The organism is Streptomyces sp. CNX435 (assembly GCF_059570575.1).
Genome location: NZ_JCANTA010000009.1, coordinates 132,439 through 154,044, shown reverse-complemented (window position 1 = coordinate 154,044; position 21,606 = coordinate 132,439). Strand labels below are relative to the sequence as shown.

18 protein-coding genes and 1 pseudogene are annotated in these 21,606 nt (G+C 73.2%); 5 read left to right on the top strand and 14 right to left on the bottom strand.

The window, feature by feature from the left end; genetic code table 11:
- Window positions 1-129 precede the first annotated feature (129 nt).
- Window positions 130-2,232 (top strand): hypothetical protein, encoded by a 2,103-nt coding sequence (locus T328_RS17490; protein ID WP_496496993.1) that lies wholly within the window; start codon window positions 130-132, stop codon window positions 2,230-2,232.
- 201 nt (window positions 2,233-2,433) lie between these two features.
- On the opposite strand, the gene obgE is transcribed toward T328_RS17490, so the two are convergent.
- The 3 genes from obgE to rplU form a co-directional block, all read right to left on the bottom strand.
- Window positions 2,434-3,879: a GTPase ObgE gene (gene obgE / locus T328_RS17485; protein ID WP_496496992.1), complete on the bottom strand. Its 1,446-nt coding sequence runs from the start codon at window positions 3,877-3,879 to the stop codon at window positions 2,434-2,436.
- 184 nt (window positions 3,880-4,063) lie between these two features.
- Window positions 4,064-4,321 carry a 50S ribosomal protein L27 gene (gene rpmA / locus T328_RS17480; RefSeq protein WP_496496991.1) on the bottom strand — a complete coding sequence of 86 codons (258 nt, stop codon included), beginning with the start codon at window positions 4,319-4,321 and terminating at the stop codon, window positions 4,064-4,066.
- 13 nt (window positions 4,322-4,334) lie between these two features.
- Window positions 4,335-4,658 carry a 50S ribosomal protein L21 gene (gene rplU, locus T328_RS17475; protein WP_027770103.1) on the bottom strand — a complete coding sequence of 108 codons (324 nt, stop codon included), beginning with the start codon at window positions 4,656-4,658 and terminating at the stop codon, window positions 4,335-4,337.
- A gap of 294 nt (window positions 4,659-4,952) precedes the next feature.
- Between rplU and T328_RS17470 the strand changes: the two genes are divergently transcribed.
- A complete protein-coding gene (locus T328_RS17470) occupies window positions 4,953-5,144 on the top strand; it encodes a Tn3 family transposase (protein ID WP_496496990.1) in 192 nt (63 codons plus the stop codon).
- A gap of 21 nt (window positions 5,145-5,165) precedes the next feature.
- Here the strand turns inward: T328_RS17470 and T328_RS17465 are convergent.
- Window positions 5,166-5,705, bottom strand: a pseudogene (locus T328_RS17465) (arginase family protein); the annotation flags it as partial.
- On the opposite strand from T328_RS17465, the gene T328_RS17460 reads away from it, so the two are divergent.
- Complete coding sequence (locus T328_RS17460) at window positions 5,697-5,825, top strand: hypothetical protein (protein WP_496496989.1); 129 nt, start codon at window positions 5,697-5,699, stop codon at window positions 5,823-5,825. The pseudogene T328_RS17465 and the gene T328_RS17460 sit on opposite strands and share 9 nt — an antisense overlap.
- A gap of 82 nt (window positions 5,826-5,907) precedes the next feature.
- Here T328_RS17460 and T328_RS17455 read toward each other — a convergent pair whose 3' ends face one another.
- The 6 genes from T328_RS17455 to T328_RS17430 form a co-directional block, all read right to left on the bottom strand.
- Window positions 5,908-6,549 carry a TetR/AcrR family transcriptional regulator gene (locus tag T328_RS17455; RefSeq protein WP_496496988.1) on the bottom strand — a complete coding sequence of 214 codons (642 nt, stop codon included), beginning with the start codon at window positions 6,547-6,549 and terminating at the stop codon, window positions 5,908-5,910.
- Entirely contained in the window at window positions 6,546-7,373 is an 828-nt protein-coding gene (locus T328_RS17450; protein WP_496496987.1) for an SDR family NAD(P)-dependent oxidoreductase, read from the bottom strand. Before T328_RS17450 ends, T328_RS17455 begins: the two co-directional genes overlap by 4 nt.
- Window positions 7,374-7,707: 334 nt before the next feature.
- Entirely contained in the window at window positions 7,708-11,958 is a 4,251-nt protein-coding gene (locus T328_RS17445) for an Rne/Rng family ribonuclease (protein WP_496496986.1), read from the bottom strand.
- A 222-nt stretch (window positions 11,959-12,180) separates the two neighbouring features.
- A complete protein-coding gene (locus T328_RS17440) occupies window positions 12,181-12,963 on the bottom strand; it encodes a TIGR03936 family radical SAM-associated protein (protein WP_496496985.1) in 783 nt (260 codons plus the stop codon).
- Between the two features lie 170 nt (window positions 12,964-13,133).
- Window positions 13,134-14,399, bottom strand: a complete 1,266-nt coding sequence (locus tag T328_RS17435; protein WP_496496984.1) for a hypothetical protein — start codon at window positions 14,397-14,399, stop codon at window positions 13,134-13,136.
- Between the two features lie 221 nt (window positions 14,400-14,620).
- The gene (locus T328_RS17430) at window positions 14,621-15,175 is read right to left on the bottom strand and encodes a GNAT family N-acetyltransferase (protein WP_496496983.1); all 555 of its coding nucleotides are present in this window, start codon (window positions 15,173-15,175) and stop codon (window positions 14,621-14,623) included.
- A gap of 176 nt (window positions 15,176-15,351) precedes the next feature.
- On the opposite strand from T328_RS17430, the gene T328_RS17425 reads away from it, so the two are divergent.
- On the top strand, window positions 15,352-15,825 hold the full coding sequence (locus tag T328_RS17425; RefSeq protein WP_496496982.1) for a hypothetical protein: 474 nt from the start codon (window positions 15,352-15,354) through the stop codon (window positions 15,823-15,825).
- Between the two features lie 216 nt (window positions 15,826-16,041).
- Here the strand turns inward: T328_RS17425 and T328_RS17420 are convergent, their stop codons facing one another.
- The 4 genes from T328_RS17420 to T328_RS17405 all read right to left on the bottom strand — a co-directional run bounded on the left by T328_RS17420 (window position 16,042) and on the right by T328_RS17405 (window position 20,892).
- The gene (locus T328_RS17420) at window positions 16,042-16,449 is read right to left on the bottom strand and encodes a rodlin (protein ID WP_496496981.1); all 408 of its coding nucleotides are present in this window, start codon (window positions 16,447-16,449) and stop codon (window positions 16,042-16,044) included.
- Window positions 16,450-16,625: 176 nt separating this feature from the next.
- Window positions 16,626-16,892, bottom strand: a complete 267-nt coding sequence (locus T328_RS17415) for a hypothetical protein (protein ID WP_496496980.1) — start codon at window positions 16,890-16,892, stop codon at window positions 16,626-16,628.
- Between the two features lie 322 nt (window positions 16,893-17,214).
- On the bottom strand, window positions 17,215-19,182 hold the full coding sequence (locus T328_RS17410) for a TIGR03960 family B12-binding radical SAM protein (RefSeq protein ID WP_496496979.1): 1,968 nt from the start codon (window positions 19,180-19,182) through the stop codon (window positions 17,215-17,217).
- 90 nt (window positions 19,183-19,272) lie between these two features.
- Window positions 19,273-20,892 (bottom strand): CYTH and CHAD domain-containing protein, encoded by a 1,620-nt coding sequence (locus tag T328_RS17405; RefSeq protein ID WP_496496978.1) that lies wholly within the window; start codon window positions 20,890-20,892, stop codon window positions 19,273-19,275.
- A 139-nt stretch (window positions 20,893-21,031) separates the two neighbouring features.
- On the opposite strand from T328_RS17405, the gene T328_RS17400 reads away from it, so the two are divergent.
- Window positions 21,032-21,595, top strand: a complete 564-nt coding sequence (locus tag T328_RS17400) for a DoxX family protein (RefSeq protein WP_496496977.1) — start codon at window positions 21,032-21,034, stop codon at window positions 21,593-21,595.
- The last annotated feature ends 11 nt before the right edge of the window (window positions 21,596-21,606 follow it).

Below are 21,606 nucleotides of genomic sequence, written 5' to 3'. Positions count from 1 at the left end.
CCATACCGGGTGGAGAATTGTCTCCTGGCCCATGACCGTCATACGGTCTGGGGTCAACTCCGTATCACCCCCGGAACCACGCGGTTCACGGGAACATCCCTCACGACGTTCCTGCCAGGAGTCAGCACCGTGCCTTTCGCCGGTATCGCCCCCCGTCGCGCCGTGCAGCTCATGGCGCTGGCAGCGCTACTAGCAGCGTATTGCGCGCAGCTCATCGGCGCGCTCAAGCCCAACGTGCCCCTGCTCGTCATCGCGGCCGCGGGCGGCCTCGCCCTCGACCTCTACCTGCAGCACCAGCAGCCCGGGCTGCTCTCCCTGCTCAGCAGAGTCCGCTTCGACGTCATGGTCCGCCAGCTGCTGCGCGACATGCTCATCCTCTTCGGCCTGCTGCAGATCGACGGCATCGAGCCGCTGAAGGAGCAGTCGCCGCTGACGGTCATGCTGCTGTCGACGTACCTGCTGCACTTCGTCATCCAGGGCGTCACGATCATGGTGCGCCGGGACCGCACCCTGCCGGTCGTCACCCGCAACGTCGACGTCTCCGCGCTGGGCCTGGCGCCCGCGCCGCCGCGGATCCTCGCCCGCCGCTCCAGCCACCGGCTGCTGTACCTCTCCGTGCCGGTGACGGTCGGGCTGCTCACCACCGCCGCCACCGCGGACGCGCTGTGGGGCGTGCTGGGCCTCGCCGTCTCGCTGGCGCTGAGCGCGGGCGGCGCGCTGTATCTGGCGACCTGGCTGCTGCCCGGCAAGCGCACCGCCGACGACGAGCGGGTCCGCGAGTGGTTCGCCGAATGGCTGCAGGGGTACGGCCCGACCGTCGGCCTCTACTTCTCCGGCGGCGCCACGTCCGCGTACCAGGCCAACATGTGGGTCTCCACGCTGGCCGCGCTCGACGGCAAGCCGCTGATCGTGCTCCGCGAACGCTTCATGGTGCAGAAGATCACCGCCACCGACGTGCCGATCGTGTGCCTGCCGAAGGTCGCCGACCTGATGGTGCTGGAGCACTCGACGCTGAAGATGCTGCTGCACCCGGCGAACTCCGGGAAGACCTCGCAGGTACTGCGCATCCCCACGATCAAGCACGCCTTCACCAACCACGGCGAGAGCGACAAGCTGTCCAGCTGCAACCCGTACGCCAAGGCGTACGACGAGGTGTGGGTCGCCGGCCCCGCCGCCCGCGAGCGCTACCAGCTCGCCGACATCGGCGTCGACGACCGCGACGTCGTGGAGGTCGGCCGCCCCCAGCTCGCGCCGATCCGGCCGTACGCCGGCCCGCCGCCCGCCGACGGCCTGACCACCGTGCTGTACGCCCCCACCTGGGAGGGCTGGGACGGCAACCCCGGCAACACCTCCGTCGTGCTGGCCGGCGAGAACATCGTGCGCGAGCTGCTCGCCGACCCCAAGGTGCGGCTGCTCTACAAGCCGCACCCGCTGACCGGCTCGGTCGACCCGCGCGCGGGCGAGGCCAACAAGCGGATGCAGGCCATGATCGCCGAGGCGAACGCCGCGATGGTCGCCGCGGCAGCCGGCGGCGGCGACGACCGGGGCGCCGAGCGGCCCGGCCCGGAGGCCGCCGCCGAACTGGTCCGGATGCAGGTGGAGCTGGACGCGCTGGCCACCACGTCCTTCCGTACCGGCGCCGACGAGGTCGAGCGCATGCTCATGCAGTCCTCCCCCGAGGCCGGCCGGGCGGAGGCCGTACAGGCCGCGACCGCCGCCTGGGAGGAGGCGTACTGGGCCTCGCTGCCCGACTGGGAGCACCAGATCATCACCGACTCCCGCCCCGGCATCTACGCCTGCTTCAACGTCGCGGACGTGCTGATCAGCGATGTGTCCAGCGTCATCTCGGACTACCTGACCAGTGAGAAGCCGTACGCGGTCGCCAACACCAGCGGCCTGACCGAGGAGGGCTTCAAGGCGGAGTTCCCGACCGTGCGGGCCGGCACCGTCCTCGCGCCGGAGGCGGAGCAGATCCCCGCCCTGCTGCGGGCCGTCCGCGAACCGGAGCACGACACCCTGGTACGGGCCCGCGCCGAGCTGAAGGAGCACCTGCTCGGGCCCTCCGACCCGCCGTCGCTGGTGCGCTTCAACGCCGCCGCGGTGGCGCTGTGCGCCAGGGCGGACGCGCGCGCGGCGCGCATAGAGGCGCGAGGGGAGTCCGATATCCCTTCACCACGTGGGGACGCGGCCGAGGAGCTGGAGCTGGAGCCGGAGGAGCCGGCCGGCGTCTAGGCCGCGTCCCCGACCCGGATCCGTTGCCGGACGAGAACGAGGACGCAGCCGCGGCGACAGCGGCGGCGGCGGCCTTCGACCCGGAGGCGGACCCGGACCTGGAGGCGTGAACGGCGGCGGCCCGCGGGAGCACATCCCGCGGGCCGCCGCCGTCGTCGTTCCGTGTCACGTGCTACGGGGCACGCGCGTCACGCGTACGCGTCACGCGAAGGGATCGAAGTCCTCGTACTCCTCCTCCGCACGCTCCGCCTCCCGCTCCCGGCGGCGCTGCACGGCCGGGCGCGGGGCGTCGAAGCGATGGTCCTCGCCGCGCCGGCCCAGCATCTCGGCGCCGGACGCCATGGCGGGCTCCCAGTCGAAGACGACGGCGTCCTCGCCGGCGCCGATGACGACGTCGTCGCCGGGCTTCGCCCCGGCCTTGCGCAGCCTGTCCTCCACGCCCAGCCGGTTCAGCCGGTCGCCGAGGTAGCCGACGGCCTCGTCGTTGCCGAAATCGGTCTGCCGCACCCAGCGCTCCGGCTTCTCGCCGGTGATACGGAACAGCGCCCCGTCCCCGTCGCCGCCCTCGCGGGCGACGGTGAAGCCGGCCTCGTCGACGGCATGCGGGCGGATGACGATCCGGGTCGGCTCCTGCCTGGGCCGCGCCGCGCGCGCCGCGGCGACGATGCCGGCGAGCCCGTACGACAGCTCCTTCAGGCCCGTACGCGCGACCGCGGAGACCTCGTAGACCGTGAAGCCGCGCTCCTCCAGGTCCGGGCGCACCATCTCGGCCAGGTCGTGGCCGTCGGGGATGTCGATCTTGTTGAGGACCACCACGCGCGGCCGGTCGTCCAGGCCGCCGTACGCGCGCAGTTCCTCCTCGATGACGTCGAGGTCGCTGACCGGATCGCGGTCGCACTCCAGGGTCGCGGTGTCCAGCACGTGCACGAGCACCGAGCAGCGCTCGACGTGCCGCAGGAACGCCAGCCCCAGGCCGCGGCCCTCGCTGGCGCCGGGGATGAGGCCGGGGACGTCGGCGATCGTGTACGTCACGGCGCCGGCGGTGACGACGCCGAGGTTGGGCACGAGGGTGGTGAAGGGATAGTCGGCGATCTTGGGCTTGGCCGCGGACAGGACGCTGATCAGGGACGACTTCCCGGCGCTCGGGTAGCCGACGAGCGCCACGTCGGCGACGGTCTTCAGCTCCAGCACGATGTCGCGCGCGGCGCCCGGCTCGCCGAGCAGCGCGAAGCCGGGGGCCTTGCGGCGCTGGGAGGCGAGCGCCGCGTTGCCCAGGCCGCCGCGCCCGCCCTGGGCGGCGACGAAGGTGGTGCCCTGCCCGACGAGGTCGGCGAGGACCTCGCCGTCCCCGGTGAGGACGACCGTACCGTCCGGCACCGACAGGACCAGGTCCTTGCCGTTGGCGCCCGCGCGGTCACCGCCCTCGCCCGGCTTGCCGTTGGTGGCCTTGCGGTGGGGGGTGTGGTGGTAGTCGATCAGGGTGGTGATGTTCTGGTCGACGGTGAGGATCACGTCCCCGCCGTGGCCGCCGTTGCCGCCGTCGGGGCCGCCGAGGGGCCGGAACTTCTCGCGGTGTACGGAGGCGCAGCCGTGTCCCCCGTTGCCCGCGGCCACGTGCAGGGTGACGCGGTCCACGAAGGTGGTCATGAGGGTGTGCCTCCCGGCGGTGAGGAGCGTCGTGCGTCACGGGTCGTCGGCGCCGTACGGGACGCTCGTGCCGTACGACGTCGTTGGAACGCGCCGAGGGCGGCCCTGCTTCCGCACGTCGTCCGTGGCACGTGCGGAGCGGCGGACCGCCCTCGGATCAGGTGTGTGGTGTCCGGAGCCGGTGTTACTCGGCGGCCGGGACGATGTTCACGACCCTGCGCCCGCGGCTGGTGCCGAACTGCACCGAGCCGGGGATCAGCGCGAACAGCGTGTCGTCGCCTCCGCGGCCCACGCCCGTGCCGGCGTGGAACTTGGTGCCGCGCTGGCGGATGATGATCTCGCCGGCGCCGACGACCTGACCGCCGAAGCGCTTGACGCCGAGCCGCTGGGAGTTGGAGTCGCGACCGTTCCGAGTGGACGATGCGCCCTTCTTGTGTGCCATCTCTCCTCAGTCCTTACTTCGCGGCCGGCGCCGGAATCTCGGTGATCTTCAGCGCGGTGTGCAGCTGGCGGTGACCGATCCGCTTGCGATAACCGGTCTTGTTCTTGTACTTCAGGATGTCGATCTTGTCGCCCTTGTGGTGGTCCACGACCTCGGCCTGGACCTTCACGCCGTCCAGGACCCAGGGGTCGCTGGTCACGGTCTCGCCGTCGACGACGAGCAGAGCGGAGAGCTCGACGCTGTCGCCGACGCTCTTGCTGGACATCCGGTCAACCTCGATGACGTCGCCCACAGAAACCTTCTGCTGGCGGCCGCCCGTGCGCACGATCGCGTACACGCGCTTCAGCTCTCTTTCTCAGTCGCGACGGAGACCCCTGATGCCAGCCGCCCGGGTGGGGCACATGGGATGAGCGGCCTCTCCCGACGCTCACGAGGAGGTTTCAGGAGGGAGTTGCTCAGGAGCCTGGCGTGCCTTGCAGACACACCGGCGTTCAAGGTTACGGGCCCCTTGACCGCCTGGTCAAACCGGTCTGGCGGAGCGGGCGCTCGCCGTCCTGGGGCAGGGTCTTCACGCCCTGACACAGGCGACTCGGGGTGCCGGTAAGAATGCTGTCACCAGCCGCAAACGGCGGTGATCTTGCGGGGCGTCACCCGCAACGCCTCCCACCCCACCTACGCGGCGATGCTGGATGTCGGCCGCGCCCAGAAGACCATCTTCGTGGCCCGCTACCTGCGGCTGCGGGAGCTTCAGCGGGAGGTCGAGGAGGGCCTGAACGTGATGGATCAACGGTGTGTTGGCTCAGGTACGGCAGGAGGACGGTGACTGAACCGGTGCAGACTGTCGCTACTGGAAAGCCATGCCGTCGAGGATCTTTTGGAGGACGTGGTCACTGCTGACTGAGTCGGCGGCGGGGGCATACTCCGTGACCCCCATGCCGGCGAAGTTGAAGCGTTTGGTCAGCGCGGACAGGGCGGCGCGCAGCTGGTCGGGGTGCAGACCTCCGGTTTCCGGGCAAGACAGGCTGGTGAAGTGCTCGGGGTCCAGCACGTCCAGGTCCAGGTGGATGTAGACGTGGCTGGCTCCTGTACCTGCCACCGCAGAAACCAGTTGGCCCGGGTCCCGAAGAGCCTGAACGGACAGAACTCGGATTCCTTCGGACGCGATGAAGTCCAGCTCCGCGGAATCGAGGGCACGAGCGCCCGCGAGCACGATCTGCCGGGTGGAGAGGCGCTCCTCCGGCCTGGGCAACAGTTGTGACGGCCCCTGGCCGAGCAGGGTGCGCAGCACCATTCCGTGGAAGCCCCCCGAGGGAGATGTGTCGGGGGTGTTGAGGTCCGCCTGGGCGTCGAACCAGACGACTGCCAGGCTGTCGCCGTGGCGAGCGACCGCACGGGCGACAGGCGCGAACTCATCGGCTCCCGCCTCGACGACCGGGACATCGCCGCCCTCCGCCGCATCCTGGACAAGGCCACCCGGCCACCCTCAGCCACCAGGAGCCGGTAACACGCGTCGACGACGTCACCTATGGGACGACCCACAACGTCCCCGCACCGGTCTCATTAACGACCTGTGCATCCCACGGCTACTACATGGTTGCGGCCGGCTTCGGAGTGAATGCCTGGAGGAAGGTGTGGACCGCGGCGCGTGCGAGGGTGCGCAGTTCGGTGGTGGGGACCTGGCGAGTGCCGAGGCGTGCTCGTTTGTCCACGGGGCCGGTCAGCAGGGCGAAGAACTGTTCGGCCGCCAGGAGCGGGTCCGGGGTGTGCAGGTGCCCGGTGACGGTGAGGCGCGCGAGTCGGTCGGCCAGGGCTTCGGTGACGCGGTCGACCGCGCGCGTGTGGGTGTCGAGTAGTTCGGGGAACTGGTTGATCTCTGCGGAGAGCAGTCGGCGTAGCGCCCAGGATCGGTCGTCGCAGTAGCACTGGAGCAGCCGGAGGCCGACCCGTTCCAGGGTTGCGCGGAGGTCGTGGCCGCGGTCGGTGAGCCGGTCGACCGCGGCGAGGTTCTCGGCCAGCGCCTGGTCTGCGGAGGCGGCGATGGCCTCGCGAAGCAGGTTCTCCTTGTCGCCGAAGTGGCTGTACACGGTGGCCTTTGCCGCGCCGGCTTGTGCTGCGATCACGTCCACGCCTGCCTGGGCGTATCCCTCTCGGGCGAAAACAGCGAACGCGGCGTCCAGGATGGCCTGCCGCTTGTCGATCCGGCCGCGCGCGGCGAGGGCCCCACTCATGCGGTCACCACCCGGGCGAGCAGTTCGTCGGTGAGGCGGGACAGTCGTTCCGCGTCCGGTGCGGAGAACAGCTCGGTGTGCACGTTCAGCTCGGTGGACAGGTGGAATGCGGTCAACGGCGGCGCCGGCGGATGGTCGAGCAGCCGCAGCAGCGGTGGGACCACGCCGCTTGCGGGTTTCGCCGTCATCCGCTGCTGCTGGAGGTAGGCCGCGGTCTGCGAATCGAACTCCCCCGCGTAACTGGTCGCCGTGGTGCCTGGATGGAAGAGCACATAGCGCACTGGACCTCCACCGTGCCGCTCGGCGAAGCTCACACCGAGCAGATCGTTCAGGCGTCCGGTCATGAACATCGCGTGCACCAGGTCGTACTGTCGGGCGCTCTGCAGATCGTCCCAGGCCACCGGCGTGTCGTGGCCGGGGCCGGCGACGTTCACGATCACCGGCCGGTCCGTCTTCTCCAGCGCGCCGAGCAGCCCGTAGCTGAACAGCAGGCGGCTGAGGTAGAACAGCGCGAAGTTGTCCTCGAATCCGTCAGCGGTCACCGACCGGTGAGACCGCATGAACCGCGCGCACAGCACCACGCCGTCGATGGCCGGGTACTCCTCGGCGAGCATGTCGACAGTGCGGCGTGTGTCCGAGACCAGGCTGAGGTCGGCCCTGACGAACGCCGCGCTTCCCGGCGCCGAGGCGGCCTCGGCCACGAGTCGTTCGCCCTTCTCCGGATTGGTCCCGACCACCACAGCCCGGTCACCCCGGCGGAACAGCGTGCGGGCCACAGCCGCACCGATACCGTCGGTGCCACCGGTGATCACATAGGTCTTCATCAGGTCGGCATCCTCGTCGTTGTGATGGGCGGCTGAACGTGGTGGCCACGGCCCTGCGCCGCGACGGCCCTCCCCCACACTCCGGCCAGCATACGCGATGGTCCGCTAAACCAGACTCGCTGGTCTAAGTCAGGTAGTCGCGCCGGCCATATGCCCATCCACATGAAGACAGCGGGTCCCGACCGGCCGAAGCGCAGTCCCGGGGCCCTTTCGGGCTTACCTCGGCGATCTCCCTACGAGCCGATGTCAAGCGCGCGGGCAAGAGGGACAGAACGCCCCTCGCCCCGCCGGCGGACGGCGGGGCGAGGGGCGTACGGGACCGGCCCGGACGGCGTCAGTCCTCGGTGGTCACGGAGACCGAGGGCGGGGAGCCCTGCTCCGCGGCGGCGGTCTTCTTGACCGATTTCTTGGCCGTCTTCTTCGCCGTGGCCTTGGTCGTGGCCTTGGTCGCCGTCCTGGTGGCGGCGGACTTGGTCGCGGCCTTCTTCGCGGTGGTCTTCGCCGTCTTCTTGGCCGCGGCCTTCTTCGCCGTGGCCTTCTTGGCGGAGGCCCGCTTGGCGGCGGTCTTCTTACGGGCACGGGGCTTGTCGGCGTCGGCGTCGCCGGCCGCATCCACGGCGACCGTCTCGGGCGCCCGGGCGGGCTCCACGGCGTCCACGGGCCCCGCCACGCCCTCCGCCGCCGACTCCACGGCCACGGGCACCGCGCCCGCCCCCGCGTCCGCACCGGCCGGCTCTGCGCCCGCCGGCTCCGCCGCCTTCGGCGAGCCGCCCGGCGACATCGCCTTGCGGGTCACGCGGCGCCGCGTACGGGCCGGGCGCGCCGCCTCCGCGGGCTCGCCGGCCTCGGGCCGCTCCGCCTCGACGGGCTCCGCCGCGGGGGCGCCGCCCGGCTGGGCCGCGGTCCTGGCGTCCTTGCCTTCCCTGACGCCTTCCCTGACGTCCTTCGCTTCCTTGACGTCCTTCGCTTCCTTGCCTTCCTTGGCTTCCTTGCCCTTCTTCTTGCGCTTGCCGCCGCCCGCCCCGGCTGCCGCGGCCTGGTCCATGTGCACGATCACGCCGCGCCCGCTGCAGTGCGCGCACGGCTCGGAGAACGACTCCAGCAGGCCCTGCCCGACCCGCTTACGGGTCATCTGCACCAGGCCCAGCGACGTCACCTCCGCGACCTGGTGCTTCGTACGGTCGCGGCCCAGGCACTCCAGCAGCCGGCGCAGCACCAGGTCCCGGTTGGACTCCAGCACCATGTCGATGAAGTCGATCACGATGATGCCGCCGAGGTCCCGCAGCCGCAGCTGTCGCACGATCTCCTCGGCCGCCTCCAGGTTGTTCCTGGTGACCGTCTCCTCCAGGTTGCCGCCCTGGCCGGTGAACTTGCCGGTGTTGACGTCGACCACGACCATCGCCTCGGTCCTGTCGATCACCAGCGAGCCGCCCGACGGCAGCCAGACCTTGCGGTCCAGCGCCTTCATCAGCTGCTCGTCGATCCGGTACGTGGCGAAGACGTCCACGTCCGACGTCCACTTGGACAGCCGCTCGACGAGGTCCGGGGCCACGTACGAGACGTAGCCGTGGATGGTGTCCCACGCCTTCGCGCCCTCGACGACGACCTTCGAGAAGTCCTCGTTGAAGATGTCGCGGACGACGCGGACGGTCATGTCCGGCTCGCCGTACAGCAGCGTGGGCGCGTTGCCGCTCTTCGCCTTCTTACGGATGTCCTCCCACTGCTTCTGCAGCCGCTCCACGTCCCGGCGTAGCTCGTCCTCGCTGGCGCCCTCGGCGGCCGTACGGACGATGACGCCGGCGTCCTCGGGGACGATCTTCTTAAGGATTGTCTTCAGCCGGGCCCGCTCAGTGTCGGGCAGCTTGCGGCTGATGCCGGTCATCGAGCCCTCGGGCACGTACACGAGGTAGCGGCCGGGCAGCGAGACCTGGCTGGTCAGGCGGGCGCCCTTGTGGCCGATGGGGTCCTTGGTGACCTGGACGAGGACGGACTGGCCGGACTTCAGCGCGTGCTCGATGCGGCGGGGGCTGTGGGCGAGGCCGAGGGCCTCGAAGTTGACCTCGCCGGCGTAGAGGACGGCGTTGCGGCCCTTGCCGATGTCGACGAACGCGGCCTCCATGGAGGGCAGCACGTTCTGCACCTTGCCGAGGTAGACGTTGCCGACGTACGACGCCGACTGCTCCTTGTTGACGTAGTGCTCGACGAGGACGTCGTCCTCCAGCACGCCGATCTGCGTACGGTCGCCGTGCTGGCGCACCACCATGACGCGCTCCACCGCCTCGCGGCGGGCCAGGAACTCGGCCTCGGTGATGATCGGCACCCGCCGGCGGCCCTGCTCGCGGCCCTCGCGGCGGCGCTGCTTCTTCGCCTCCAGGCGGGTGGAGCCCTTGATGGACTGCACCTCGTCGCTGGGCGCGGACTTGGCGCGCGGCTCGCGGACCTTGACGACGGTGCGCTCCGGGTCGTCGGGGGCCCCCTCTGCGCCGTCGGCGCCCTCGGTACGGCGACGGCGACGGCGGCGCCGGCGGCTGCTGGTGCTGCTGCCGGCGGACGGGGAGCCGCCCCTGGCGCGTTCGCCGGACTCGTCGGCGTCGGTGTCCTCGCCGTCGTCGGTGCCCGCGGCGCGGGTGTCGTCGGCGTCGGCCCCGGCGGACTCGTCGCCGCGGTCGCCGTCCTCGGCGCCCTCGCCGCGCCGCCGGCGACGGCCGCCGCGACGGCGCCGGCGGCGGCCGCGGTCCTCGCCGTCGTCGTGGTCGTCCCGGTCGTCGCGGTCCTCCGCGTCGGCGGCCTCGCCGTCGACGCCGGTTTCGGCCCCGGCCTCGACGCCGGTCCCGGGCCCGGTCTCGGTCTCGTCGGTGGTGTCGTCGGCTTCGTCGGCCTCGCCGTGCTCCACGGCCGCCTCGGCGGCGGCGCGCTGCGGCGTCTGGAACGCGGGCTCGGTGAACACGGGCGCCTGGAACAGCGCGAGCGGCGCGGCCCCGTAGCCGGGCGCCGACTGGTCGGCGAGGCCGTCGGAGAACTGGCCGGCGGTGTCGTCCGCGGCCGGCTCGGCGGCGGCGGCGCGGCGGGTGCGGCGGCGGGGCCCGGAGTCGGGCTCGGCCGCGGCGTCGGCGGGCGCGGGCCGGTCACCGGTGGTGGCGGCGGCGCCGGGCTCGGCTCCGGAGGCGGCGGTGCGGCGGGTACGGCGGCGGGGGGCGCCGGAGCCGGAGCCGGACTCGGCGGGGGCCTCCCCGGCCTGCTCGCCGGGCGCCCCGGCGGCGTCGCCCGCCGGGGCGGTGACGCGGCGGGTACGGCGGCGACCGGTGCCGGAGGCCGGCTCGGCGGTGTCGGTGTCGGTGTCCGTGGTCGAGGAGGCGGTGCCGGTTGCGGCGGCGGGCTGCTCCCGGCCGGCTCCGCTCGCGGTGCCGGCCGCTGCCGGAGCGTCCGCGGCGGGCTCGACGTGGGTGGGCTCGCCGGCCGGGGCCGTGACCCGGCGGGCCCGACGCCGCCGCGTGCCCGAGACGGGTTCGGCGTCCTCGCCGGCGGCGGACGCGGCGGCGGTCTGGTCGCCGGAACCGGTGCCGGTGCCGGCCGCGGCCTCCGCGGCCTCGACGGTCTCCGCGGCCTCGGCGGTGGTCGTACGGCGGCGTACGCGACGGGTGCGCGGGGCCGGCTCCTCGGCGGGCGCCGGGGTTTCGGCGGGTGCGGCCTGGGTCGCGTCGCCGGGCGGCGCGGCGGCCGTCGCGGCGGCGGCCGGCTCCGCGGTCTCCGGTGTGCCCGCGCTGCGTACGACGCGGCGGCGCCTGCGGCTCTTGGGGGCGGCGTCGGCGTCCGCTTCCGGCCGGGGCTCCGCGGCTGCGGAGCCGGTCACGGCCTCCGTCGCGGGCTGCGGCGCCGCCTCGGCGGCCAGCGGTGCGACCGGCTCCGGCGCCGTGGTCTGCGACGCCGGCTCGGTGCCGGGCGCCGGGGTGCCCGCGGTGCGGGTCACCCGGCGGCGCCTGCGGCGGGTTCCGGATTCGGCGGAAGCGTCGGCGCCGTCGGCCTCTCGTTCGTTGTCGGCCACGGTCTGGGCTCCCTCGTCGGTGCTGTGGTGGTGGTCTGTGGTGGCCGCGGGGATGGCCGCGGGCTCGGCGGCTCCGGCCGCGGCGGGCTGCCGTACGGGCTCGGCGGCGGCCGTCGGCTGCGGCGTACCCGCATCCCGTACGACCCGCCGCCGCCGCGGCGACGCGACGTCGGCGGGCGGCTCCGCGGCGGCCCCGGCATGCGCGGGGTCGGAGGCCGCGGGCTCGCTGGCCGCAGCATCGGTGGTCGCGGGCCCGGCGGTCGCGGCCTCGGCGGGCGCGAAGCCCGACGGCTCGTTCGTGATCGCCGACACCGGATCCCCGGCAATCGGCTCCGTCGCTCTCTGCGTCACGTCCCCGCCCCACGGCGCGGACGTACTCGGCGACACCTCCCCCGCCAGCTCCGCCGCCGCCGCGTGCCGGCGGCGGAAGGGCAGGCGGTCACTGGGGGTGTCGAGTGGTCCGCCGGTGGCGGCTTCGGCATCGCCGGTGCTGCCCGCGGAAGGCGACTGCGCTGCTTCCGTAGGCTCAATCGGTTCGAGCATGCGGGCGGTTCTCCCGTCACGCCCCCGGGCGCCACCCCCCGTACGGCGGCGGCGCCCGTGCCGTGCACAGGGCCACCGCCCGGGACGTATGCGCCGCGCGAGGGCTCTTGTCTCGCTCGCCGGGCCCGCCTCCTTAGGCGGACCGGCGAAAGTCTGCTGGTCCATGCGCCCGCCGGGCCCGGGGTGGCTCCCTCGTCCACCGGCGGCGCTTCGACACCGTCCCTACCCGGTGCCGTCCCCTGCCGTGGGCGGGGTTCCGCTCGCGGCCTGCGGTGTGGCGGCGAGGGCCTTGGCATCGTCGCGGTCCGGCGCAAGCGGATCGGTCACCGTGCCGGTCTCCGCGTCGAGCGGCCCCTGCGCCAGCCTGGTCACCGCTGCCGGGACCGGCGGCGCCAGGTCAGCCGCGACTCGCAGGCCGGACAGGACGTCGTCGGGTCGTACGGCAGGTGTCAGGTGCCGCACTACCAGGCGCAGTATCGCACAGGGACCCGCCTGCGGACTATCGCCCCCGTTCGGGAGCACGTCGAGCACGGCCACCGCACCGCGCGTGTCGAAGGTCCTCATCCCCTTCTTCGTCTGCCGTTCGACCTCGACTCTCTCCGCGGCGAGGAAGGCGCGGACCGCCTCCCTTGCCGTGGCGGGCGGCACGCCGTCGAGCCGTAGCTCCCACACCGACGCCGCCAGCCGGTCGGCGAGCCCCGCGGAGCGGGCCTCGACGGCGTCGACGACGTCGAGGCCGGCGGGCAGGGACTCGTCGAGCAGTGCGCGCAGCACTTCCGGCTCGCGGGCCTCGGTGAGCGCGATCTCCAGGTACTCGGCCTCGCTCGCGGTGCCCGTAGGGGCGGCGTTCGCGTACGAGACCTTGGGGTGCGGGGTGAAGCCGGCGGAGTACGCCATGGGCACCTCGGCCCGGCGCAGCGCCCGCTCGAACGCGCGCTGGAAGTCGCGGTGGCTGTTGAACCGGAGGCGGCCGCGCTTGGTGTAGCGGAGTCGGATGCGCTGCACCGGGGGTGCGGGCGGCGGGCCTTCGGGCTGTCGCTTGCCCAGGGTCGTTCAGTCCTTCGTTCGTGAGCTTGTCCTGCCACCAGGGTACGTGTACGCCCCTTCGGCGGATCCGCTCCGTCGGCCTTTCCCGTGCGCGGTACGTGCCCCCGCCGGGTCTGCGGGACCGGCGGTCAGCGGTGCCGGCCGCCGCGCCGCGGCTCGTGCTTGGCCAGGTCCACGGCGGGCCCCGGGGCGTCGGCGTCCACCGGCAGCGGGCGCGGCATCGGCTCCGGCAGCGGGTCGGGGGCGTGCGGCGCCGCGTCGGGGGCCGGCTTCGCCGGGGCGCCGAAAAGAGCCGCGCGCAGCTCCATGCGGGTGCGGCGGGCCGTCGCGCGCGCCGCGGCGACGGCGTCCCGCGCGGCGCGCCAGGCGTCGCGGACGGCACGGCCCGCGGGGCGGGCGGTGGCGTTCCAGAGCCAGCGTGTGAAGCGCCCGGCGGCGGCCCACGCGGGAGCGAGGAGGTGGCGCCAAAGGAGGACGAAAGGCAGGAAGAGTGCCCTCAGCACCCAGCCGACGACGGTGACGAGCCCGCGGGCGAGCCAGGCGACGCCGAGGCCGACCGGCTTCAGGACGTACGCGTAGAGCAGCGACACCGGCGCCACGACCAGCCACCGCCACACCCACACCACCGGCGCGACGACCAACCACCGCCACACCCACGCCACCGCCGCCGCAAGGGCCCGCACCAGCCACACCACGCCCCGGCCCACCGGCGCCAGCACGTGCCCGTACAGCCACCGCACCGGCGCCGCGACCAGCCACCGCCACAGCCACGCCGCCCCCGCCGCCGTGCCGCGCGCCGCGGCGGCGATGCCGCGGCCGGTCTGGCGCAGCGTCCACACCGCGCCGTGCCCGACGGGCGTCAGCACCCGGCGGTACGTCCACGACAGCGGCGCCACCACGAGCGTGTACGCCAGCCACCTGCCGCCCGAGCCCGTCGCCCGCCCGCCCGCGGCGACGAGGCGGACCGCGGTGCGGCAGAGCCAGGTCACGGCGGTGCCGGCGGGGCGCAGGACGTAGCGGTGGACGGCGGCGGCGGGGGCGACCACGAGCGCGCGCAGCAGCCAGCGCAGGCCGTGGCCGAGGGGGGTGAGGACGTACGAGTACAGCCAGGACACCGGCGCCACGACCAGCCACCGCCACACCCACACCACCGGCGCGACGACCACCCACCGCCACACCCACGCCACCGCCGCCGCAACGGCCCGCACCAGCCACACCACGACCCGGCCCACCGGCGCCAGCACATGCCCGTACAGCCACCGCACCGGCGCGACCAGCAGCCACTCCCCCAGCCACAGCAGCGCCGCGCCGAGGCCCTTCGCGGCGGCCACGAGCACGTCCCACACGGCCCGCACCGGCACCACGAGGACCAGCACCGTCCACCGGACCGGCACCGCGAGACAGCCCCCTCCGGACCCGCCTGGGGCCACGGCCGACGCCGATCCGTCCCGTTCCCCGATCCGTTCCCGGTCCCGTTCTCCGATCCGCTCCCCGATCCGTTCCCGGTCCGGTTCCCGATCCCGTTCCCACTCCCGGGCCATGGCCCTCATCCCCCCTCGTCCGCGCGGCGAACCCGCCGCCGCCTCCCCGGACGTGCCCCCCGGCACCGCCGAAGCTACGCCTCCGCCGCCCCCGTGGCGACCCAGTACCGCAACTTCAGGCCCCGCCGGTCCTCGAAGACGCCCCCGTTGGCCTCGATGGCCTTCCGCGACCCGACGTTGTCGTGATCGCACGTCACCAGCACTTCCGCCAGCCCCAGGTCCCGGGCCACGGGCAGCGCGTCGCGCAGCATGGCGGTGGCGTGGCCGCGCCGCCGGGCGGTCGGCCGCACGTCGTAACCGATGTGGCCGCCCTGCTCCCTCAGCCACCCGGTGAGCGAGTGCCGGATGGCGATCCGGCCCAGATAGGCGTCCCCGTCCACGTACCAGAGGGTGGTGCAGTGCACCCAGCCCGGGCGGATCATCGGGATCGTCTCGTCGGCCTCGGCGCGCAGCCCCGCGACGTACGACGCGAAGACCGCGGGGTCGTGCCAGCGCCGGCGCCAGCGGCGGAGGTCCTGGCCGATGGACGTGTCGTCGCCGACCGCGCCCCTGCCCTCGGCCTCGAACTCCTTCATGGCGTCGGCGAAGGAGGCGCGAAATCGAACGTGAGGGGTGGTCAGCTGCGGCATCGGGCCATGCTTACGGGATGCGAAGCGCCCGGGCAACCGGATAACCGGAGGTCACACCGTATTCACAAATCAGTTGAGGCGAATGCGCAGGGTGAGGCGTACGGGAGGATTTTCGGGATTCACGGGTTTTGTGGAAGCATAACCGCGAAAGTGTCGTTTCCTCACTGGTGGTGACCATGGGCCAGCACGCCTCCCGAATCCCGACCCGTACGCACCGCGCCCTGCTGCGCGCCGGCCTCGTCGCGGCGGCGGCCGGCTCCGCGCTCGCGGCCGGCGGAGCCGCCGGGGCCGCCGCGGCGGCGCCCGCGGACGGCGCCGTGGACGTCACGGGCACGACGCTGGACACGCTGCACAAGCTGAAGGTCGGCGAGGACAACGAGATCGAGACCGACGAGGTCGCGGCGGCGCTGGCCGGCGTCAAGCAGGGCCTGGAGACGACCAGGGGCACCACCCTCGGCCCGCTGACCGCGCTCCAGCTCAACCCGCTGGCCAAGACCGGCTCCGACCCGCTGGACAACTCGGTCGGCACCGCGATCGGCGAGAACGGCCCGCCGGTGAGCACGGCCGCGGTCACCGGGCCGCTGGCCGAGGGCGCGTCGCTGTCGGAGCTGCCGACGGCCGGCCCGTACGTCGCGCGCCTCGTCGGCTGAGCGCAACCCGCCCGGCAGAGCGGAGAAGACGGCCCGCGGATACGCTCCGCGGGCCGTCTTCGTGCGCCTGGGGCTTCGTGCGCCGGGGGCTTCGTGCGCCTGGGGCCGTGACTCGGGTCGGTCGTCCGCGTCCCGCGTACGTGCAAGGCCCCGGCCCGGGGCGAGTACGCGACTCGCCCCGGGCCGGGTGCCGGGATTTCCCCGTGTGCTGCGGACTCAGCCGGCCTCGTTGCCCGCGCCGTTGCCCGAGAGGATCGGGAAGTCGTCCAGCAGGTGGGACAGCGGGGCGTCGCCCTGGTCCGCGCTGGAGTTCTTGGCGCAGGTCTGGTTCTGGTTCTGGCTCAGGACCTCGGACACGCCGATCTGCGCCCCGCCGAGGACGTTGGTCACGTTCTTCGCGACCTGCGGCAGCGCGATGCAGGGCTCGTTGAACGAGCCGTTGACCAGGGCCATGTTCGGGCTCATGTAGCCGCCCGTCCGGGTGTTGCCGTAGGCCTGCGTCGAGTCGTTGCCGTTGGCGTTGGTGTCGCCGGTGTCGTCGGCGGCCAGCGCCTGCGGGGCGGCCATCGCCGAGGCGCCGACCAGAGTGACGGCAACCGCCGCGGTCTTCAGGTACTTCCTCATGATTTTTTTTCTTTCCTTTTCCGCCTGAGGGAACAACGATGCGGGCACGCTGTACAACTCCGCACCCTTGAGTGAGTTATCCGGAATCGCCGTTCGGACGACCGGATGGTGTCCGGAGCGAAACCGACCGCTCAGGAGCCGCCACGCGACTCCGCGCCGGCGGGCGCCAGGGCGTTCTACGGCAGGGCGCCCTGGATGACCTCGTGCGCCGCTTCGTCGACCGGCCGGGTGAGCTCTCGGACCTGAGGCCCGTCGACCGGCAGGCTGTGCTGAACCAGTTCGGTCGGGGGCGGGTTGACCAGACCCTCCACGGCCTGCTGCGCCGCGGCGTCCAGACTCAGGTCCGGGCTGGTGAGCCCGGGGTCGATGGCGCCCGCCGGGCCGGCAGTGCCGAGCGCCAGGGCGGCACCGCACAGGACCACGGCGGACTTGACGTACTTCACTTGGCATCCTTTCCGCGACGGAGTCTTCGGAGCGATTTCCTTACCGTCGAAGCGACGGCCGTTCTCCCGAAGCCCCACCTTCGCTATTCGCAACGAGGGCGGCGGCGCCGACGACACGGTACGCCGAATAATCGCGTACAAGTCCCCCGCACGGAGCAATGATGCGATTGTCGGCGCACCGCGGAAAAGCGCCTGCGAAATACCATGAAATGCCACCGTGCACGGGCATGGAAAAGGCCCCGGACCGGAATTCCAGTCCGGGGCCACCCGGTTTTCGCCCGCGCGTGCGGGTGTCGTCGACCGGCTCGACCCCCGGCCCGCGTCAGTCCGCGCTTCCGCCCGTCCGGTCGTTGACCACGCTCAGCGGGAGCAGCTTCTTGCCCGTGGGGCCGATCTGGATCTCCGTGTCGAGCTGGGGGCACACGCCGCAGTCGAAGCAGGGGGTCCAGCGGCAGTCCTCGACCTCCGTCTCGTCGAGCGCGTCCTGCCAGTCCTCCCAGAGCCATTCCTTGTCCAGGCCCGAGTCCAGGTGGTCCCAGGGCAGGACCTCCTCGTAGGAGCGTTCGCGCGTCGTGTACCAGTCGACGTCCACGCCGTGCGCCGGGAGGGCCTTCTCCGCGCCGCGCATCCAGCGCTCGTACGAGAAGTGCTCGCGCCAGCCGTCGAAGCGGCCGCCGTCCTCGTAGACGGTGCGGATCACGTCGCCGACGCGGCGGTCGCCGCGGGAGAGGAGGCCCTCGACGATGCCGGGCTTGCCGTCGTGGTAGCGGAAGCCGATGGCGCGGCCGTGGCGCTTGTCGGCGCGGATGCGGTCGCGCAGCTGCTCCAGGCGGGCGTCGGTGTCCTCGGCGGAGAGCTGCGGGGCCCACTGGAAGGGGGTGTGCGGCTTGGGGACGAAGCCGCCGATGGAGACGGTGCAGCGGATGTCGTTGGACCGTGCGACCTCGCGGCCCTTGGCGATGACCTTGGCGGCCATGTCCGCGATCTGCACCACGTCCTCGTCGGTCTCGGTGGGCAGCCCGCACATGAAGTAGAGCTTCACCTGCCGCCAGCCGTTGCCGTACGCGGTGGCGACCGTGCGGATCAGGTCCTCCTCGGAGACCATCTTGTTGATGACCTTGCGGATGCGTTCCGTGGCGCCCTCGGGGGCGAAGGTCAGGCCGGAGCGGCGGCCGTTGCGCGTCAGCTCGTTGGCCAGGTCGATGTTGAAGGCGTCGACCCGGGTGGAGGGGAGCGACAGGCCGACCTTGTCCTCCTCGTAGCGGTCGGCGAGGCCCTTGGCGACGTCGCCGATCTCGCTGTGGTCGGCCGACGACAGCGACAGCAGGCCGACCTCCTCGAAGCCGGTGGCCTTCAGGCCCCGGTCGACCATCTCGCCGATGCCGGTGATGCTGCGCTCCCGTACCGGGCGGGTGATCATGCCGGCCTGGCAGAAGCGGCAGCCGCGGGTGCAGCCGCGGAAGATCTCCACGCTCATCCGCTCGTGCACGGTCTCGGCCATGGGGACGAGCGGCTGCTTCGGGTACGGCCACTCGTCGAGGTCCATGACGGTGTGCTTGGAGACCCGCCACGGCACGCCGGAGCGGTTCGGTACGACGCGGGCGATGCGGCCGTCGGGCAGGTACTCGACGTCGTAGAACGACGGGACGTACACCCCGCCCGTCTTCGCCAGCCGCAGCAGCAGCTCCTCGCGCCCGCCCGGGCGGCCCTCGGCCTTCCACGCCTTGACGATGTCGGTCATCGTCAGCACCGCCTGCTCGCCGTCGCCGATCACCGCGCAGTCCACGAAGTCGGCGATCGGCTCGGGGTTGAACGCGGCGTGGCCGCCGGCGACCACGATCGGGTCGCCGTCGCCGCGGTCGGCGGCGGCCAGCGGGATGCCGGCGAGGTCGAGGGCCGTGAGGAGGTTGGTGTAGCCCAGCTCGGTGGCGAAGGAGACACCGAGGAGGTCGAAGGCGCGCACGGGGCGGTGGCCGTCCACGGTGAACTGCGGCACGTCGTGCGTGCGCATCAGCTCCTCCAGGTCCGGCCACACGCTGTACGTGCGCTCGGCGAGCGTGTCCGCCCGCTCGTTCAGCACCTCGTAGAGGATCATGACGCCCTGGTTGGGCAGGCCGACCTCGTACGCGTCCGGGTACATCAGCGCCCAGTGGACGTCGACCGCGTCCCAGTCCTTCACGGTGGAGTTCAGCTCACCGCCGACGTACTGGATCGGCTTCTGGACGTGCGGCAGCAGGGCTTCCAGGCGGGGGAAGACCGACTCGACGGTGGATGCGGGCACGGGAGTCATCGGGCAGGCTGTCCTCGGCGGTCCTGTGGTACGTACGCGGGTGACCATCCAGCGTAGCGCGAGCCCCGCGCAGGGCCCTCTTCGCGCTGCTCAGAGGTGCTTCCGCGACAGCCGCGGCAGCCGGTCGCGCAGCTCGGCCGCGCGCGCCTCCTCGCGCGCGAAGAGCACGCCGTACGTGAACGAGGGCTCGCCCGCGGCGTGCGCCTGCACCGCGATCTCGCGCAGCGCGGCGCGCGCCAGCACGCCGTCCTGGTAGTCGCCCAGCAGGTCCTGGACCTCCCGCATCAGCGAGGTGACGGTCCTGGCCTCCCGCCCGAGGACGGGGCGGGCTACTTCGGCGGCGTAGCGGGTGCGCTTGGCGGCTTTGCGGGTCGCGTGGATGGCGGTGTCGCGGTCGGGGCCGGGGGCGAGGTCGAAGGTCTGCTGCAGGGAGTCGGCGAAGCGCCGGTACCGGCGGTCGACGGCCTTGCGGAGTACGGGCTCCGCGGGGCGGGCGGCGGCGGCGCGGAGCGGCGGGTGGGCGAGGAGTTCGTCGAGGGCGTCGAGCAGGGCGAGGTAGCGGCGGCCGTCGAGCACGGCGGTGATACGGCGCCGGGAGCCGGTGCGGCGGGCGGTGGACCAGGTGCGCAGCCGGCCGCGTACGGGGCCGAGGACCAGCGGGCGCTCCAGCTCGGCGAGGCCGGCGTGGATGCGCTCGGTGAGTACCTCGCGGTCGCGGTCGACGCCGAGTTCGCCGGCCAGCCAGCGCAGTTCGTCGGCCACGGGGTCGGTGCGGGTGCGGTCGAGCACGGCGCGGAAGCTGCGGAACGTGCTGCGCAGGCGGCGGCTGGCGACCCTCATCTGGTGGACGGCGTCGGGCTGGTCGCGGCGGACGGCGGGGTCCAGCGTTACGAGGGCGGTGACCTGGGCGCGTACGTAGTCGAGGACGAGTTCGCCGGCGGGGCGGGCGGCAGGTTCGACGGCCTTCGGGGGCGTCTTCCCGGCGGGCTTCTTCCCTGCGGGCTTCTTCTTACCGCCCTTGCCGCCCTTGCCGCCCTTGCCGCCCTTGGTCTTCTTCCTGCTCCCGGCCTTCTTGTCGCCCTTCCCCGGCTTCCCCGGCTTCTCGTCCGTCTCCGCCAGCGCGCGCGCCAGCTTCGACGCCGCCGCCGACCGCTGCAGCCCGGTTCCGGTCAGCGCCGCCTCCACCGCGTCCAGCACCGCCGGGTCGCGCCCGGCGCCCAGCTCCACCTCCACCTCGGCCCACCCGGCCGTCGCCCCCGTCTCCGGGCGCTCCGCCGTCACCCGGTCGACGGAGACCTCCGCGACCGGTTCGCCGTCCGCGTCGAGCAGGTGGTGGACGTCCCGCTCCGAGCGGATCCGGACGACGGGCGCCAGCTCGGCATCGCGGACGCGGGAGCGGACCAGGGCCGTCAGGCGGCGCGGGATGCCCTCGCCGAGCGGGGCGCGGACCTCGTCGCGTACGCCGGGGGCCACCGGCAGCTTCAGGTGCCAGCCCGCGTCGTCGCCGCCGGTGCGGCGGCGCAGGGTGATGCCGTCGGCCGCCAGCCGGCGGCTCGCGGTGTCGTAGTAGACGGCATCGAGCCGGACGGTGCCCTGGTCGATCACCGCCGCGACGCCGTCGACACCCGTCAGGTCGGGCAGCGGGGGCAGTTCGCGTCTGCCCGCCGTGGCCTCGTACTTCCGCTCGATCTCGCGCACCGTGTCCACCATGATTCGAATCTAGCCCCGGCCGGGCGGTTGGTCAGGGGGTACGCGGGGCCGGATGTGGGCCGGAGCCCGCGACCGCGCCGGGTGGCGAGGGTCCCGGGGGTGTCCTAGCGTCGCGCCCAGAACGACAAGGAGCTCGCCCATGGCCCAGACGCGCACCATCCCCGTCATCAGCTACGCCGAGGACGTCGCGGAGGGCGCGGCCGGTGCCGACATCGGGCTGCTGGCGCTGCGGGCGGCGGTCGGCGCGGTCATGGCGGGGCACGGGGCGCAGAAGCTCTTCGGCTGGTTCGACGGCGCCGGGTTCGACCCGACGGCCGCGACGCTGGCCGCGGCCGGCTACCCGGCCGAGCGGGTGATGACGTGGGTGCTGGGGCTGAGCGAGATCGTCGGCGGACTCGCGCTGGTCGTCGGCCTCCTCACCCCGTTGGCGGCGGCCTCGGTGATCGGCGTGATGATCAACGCCGTGGCCGTCAAGTGGGGCTTCGACTGGAGCGGTCCGATCGCGGCGGCGGACCCGCGGGGCGTCGAGTACGAGGTCCTGCTCGGCGCCGCGGGCGTGGGGCTCGCGCTGACCGGGGCGGGGCGGGTCTCCGTGGACGGGGCGCTGGGGGCGGGGCGCGGGGGGCGGCCGGCGTGGGGCGTGGCCGCGATGGTGCTCGGGGTGGCCGCCGCGGCGGCGGTGCTGCTCCTGCGCCGGCTGTGACGCGGACGGCG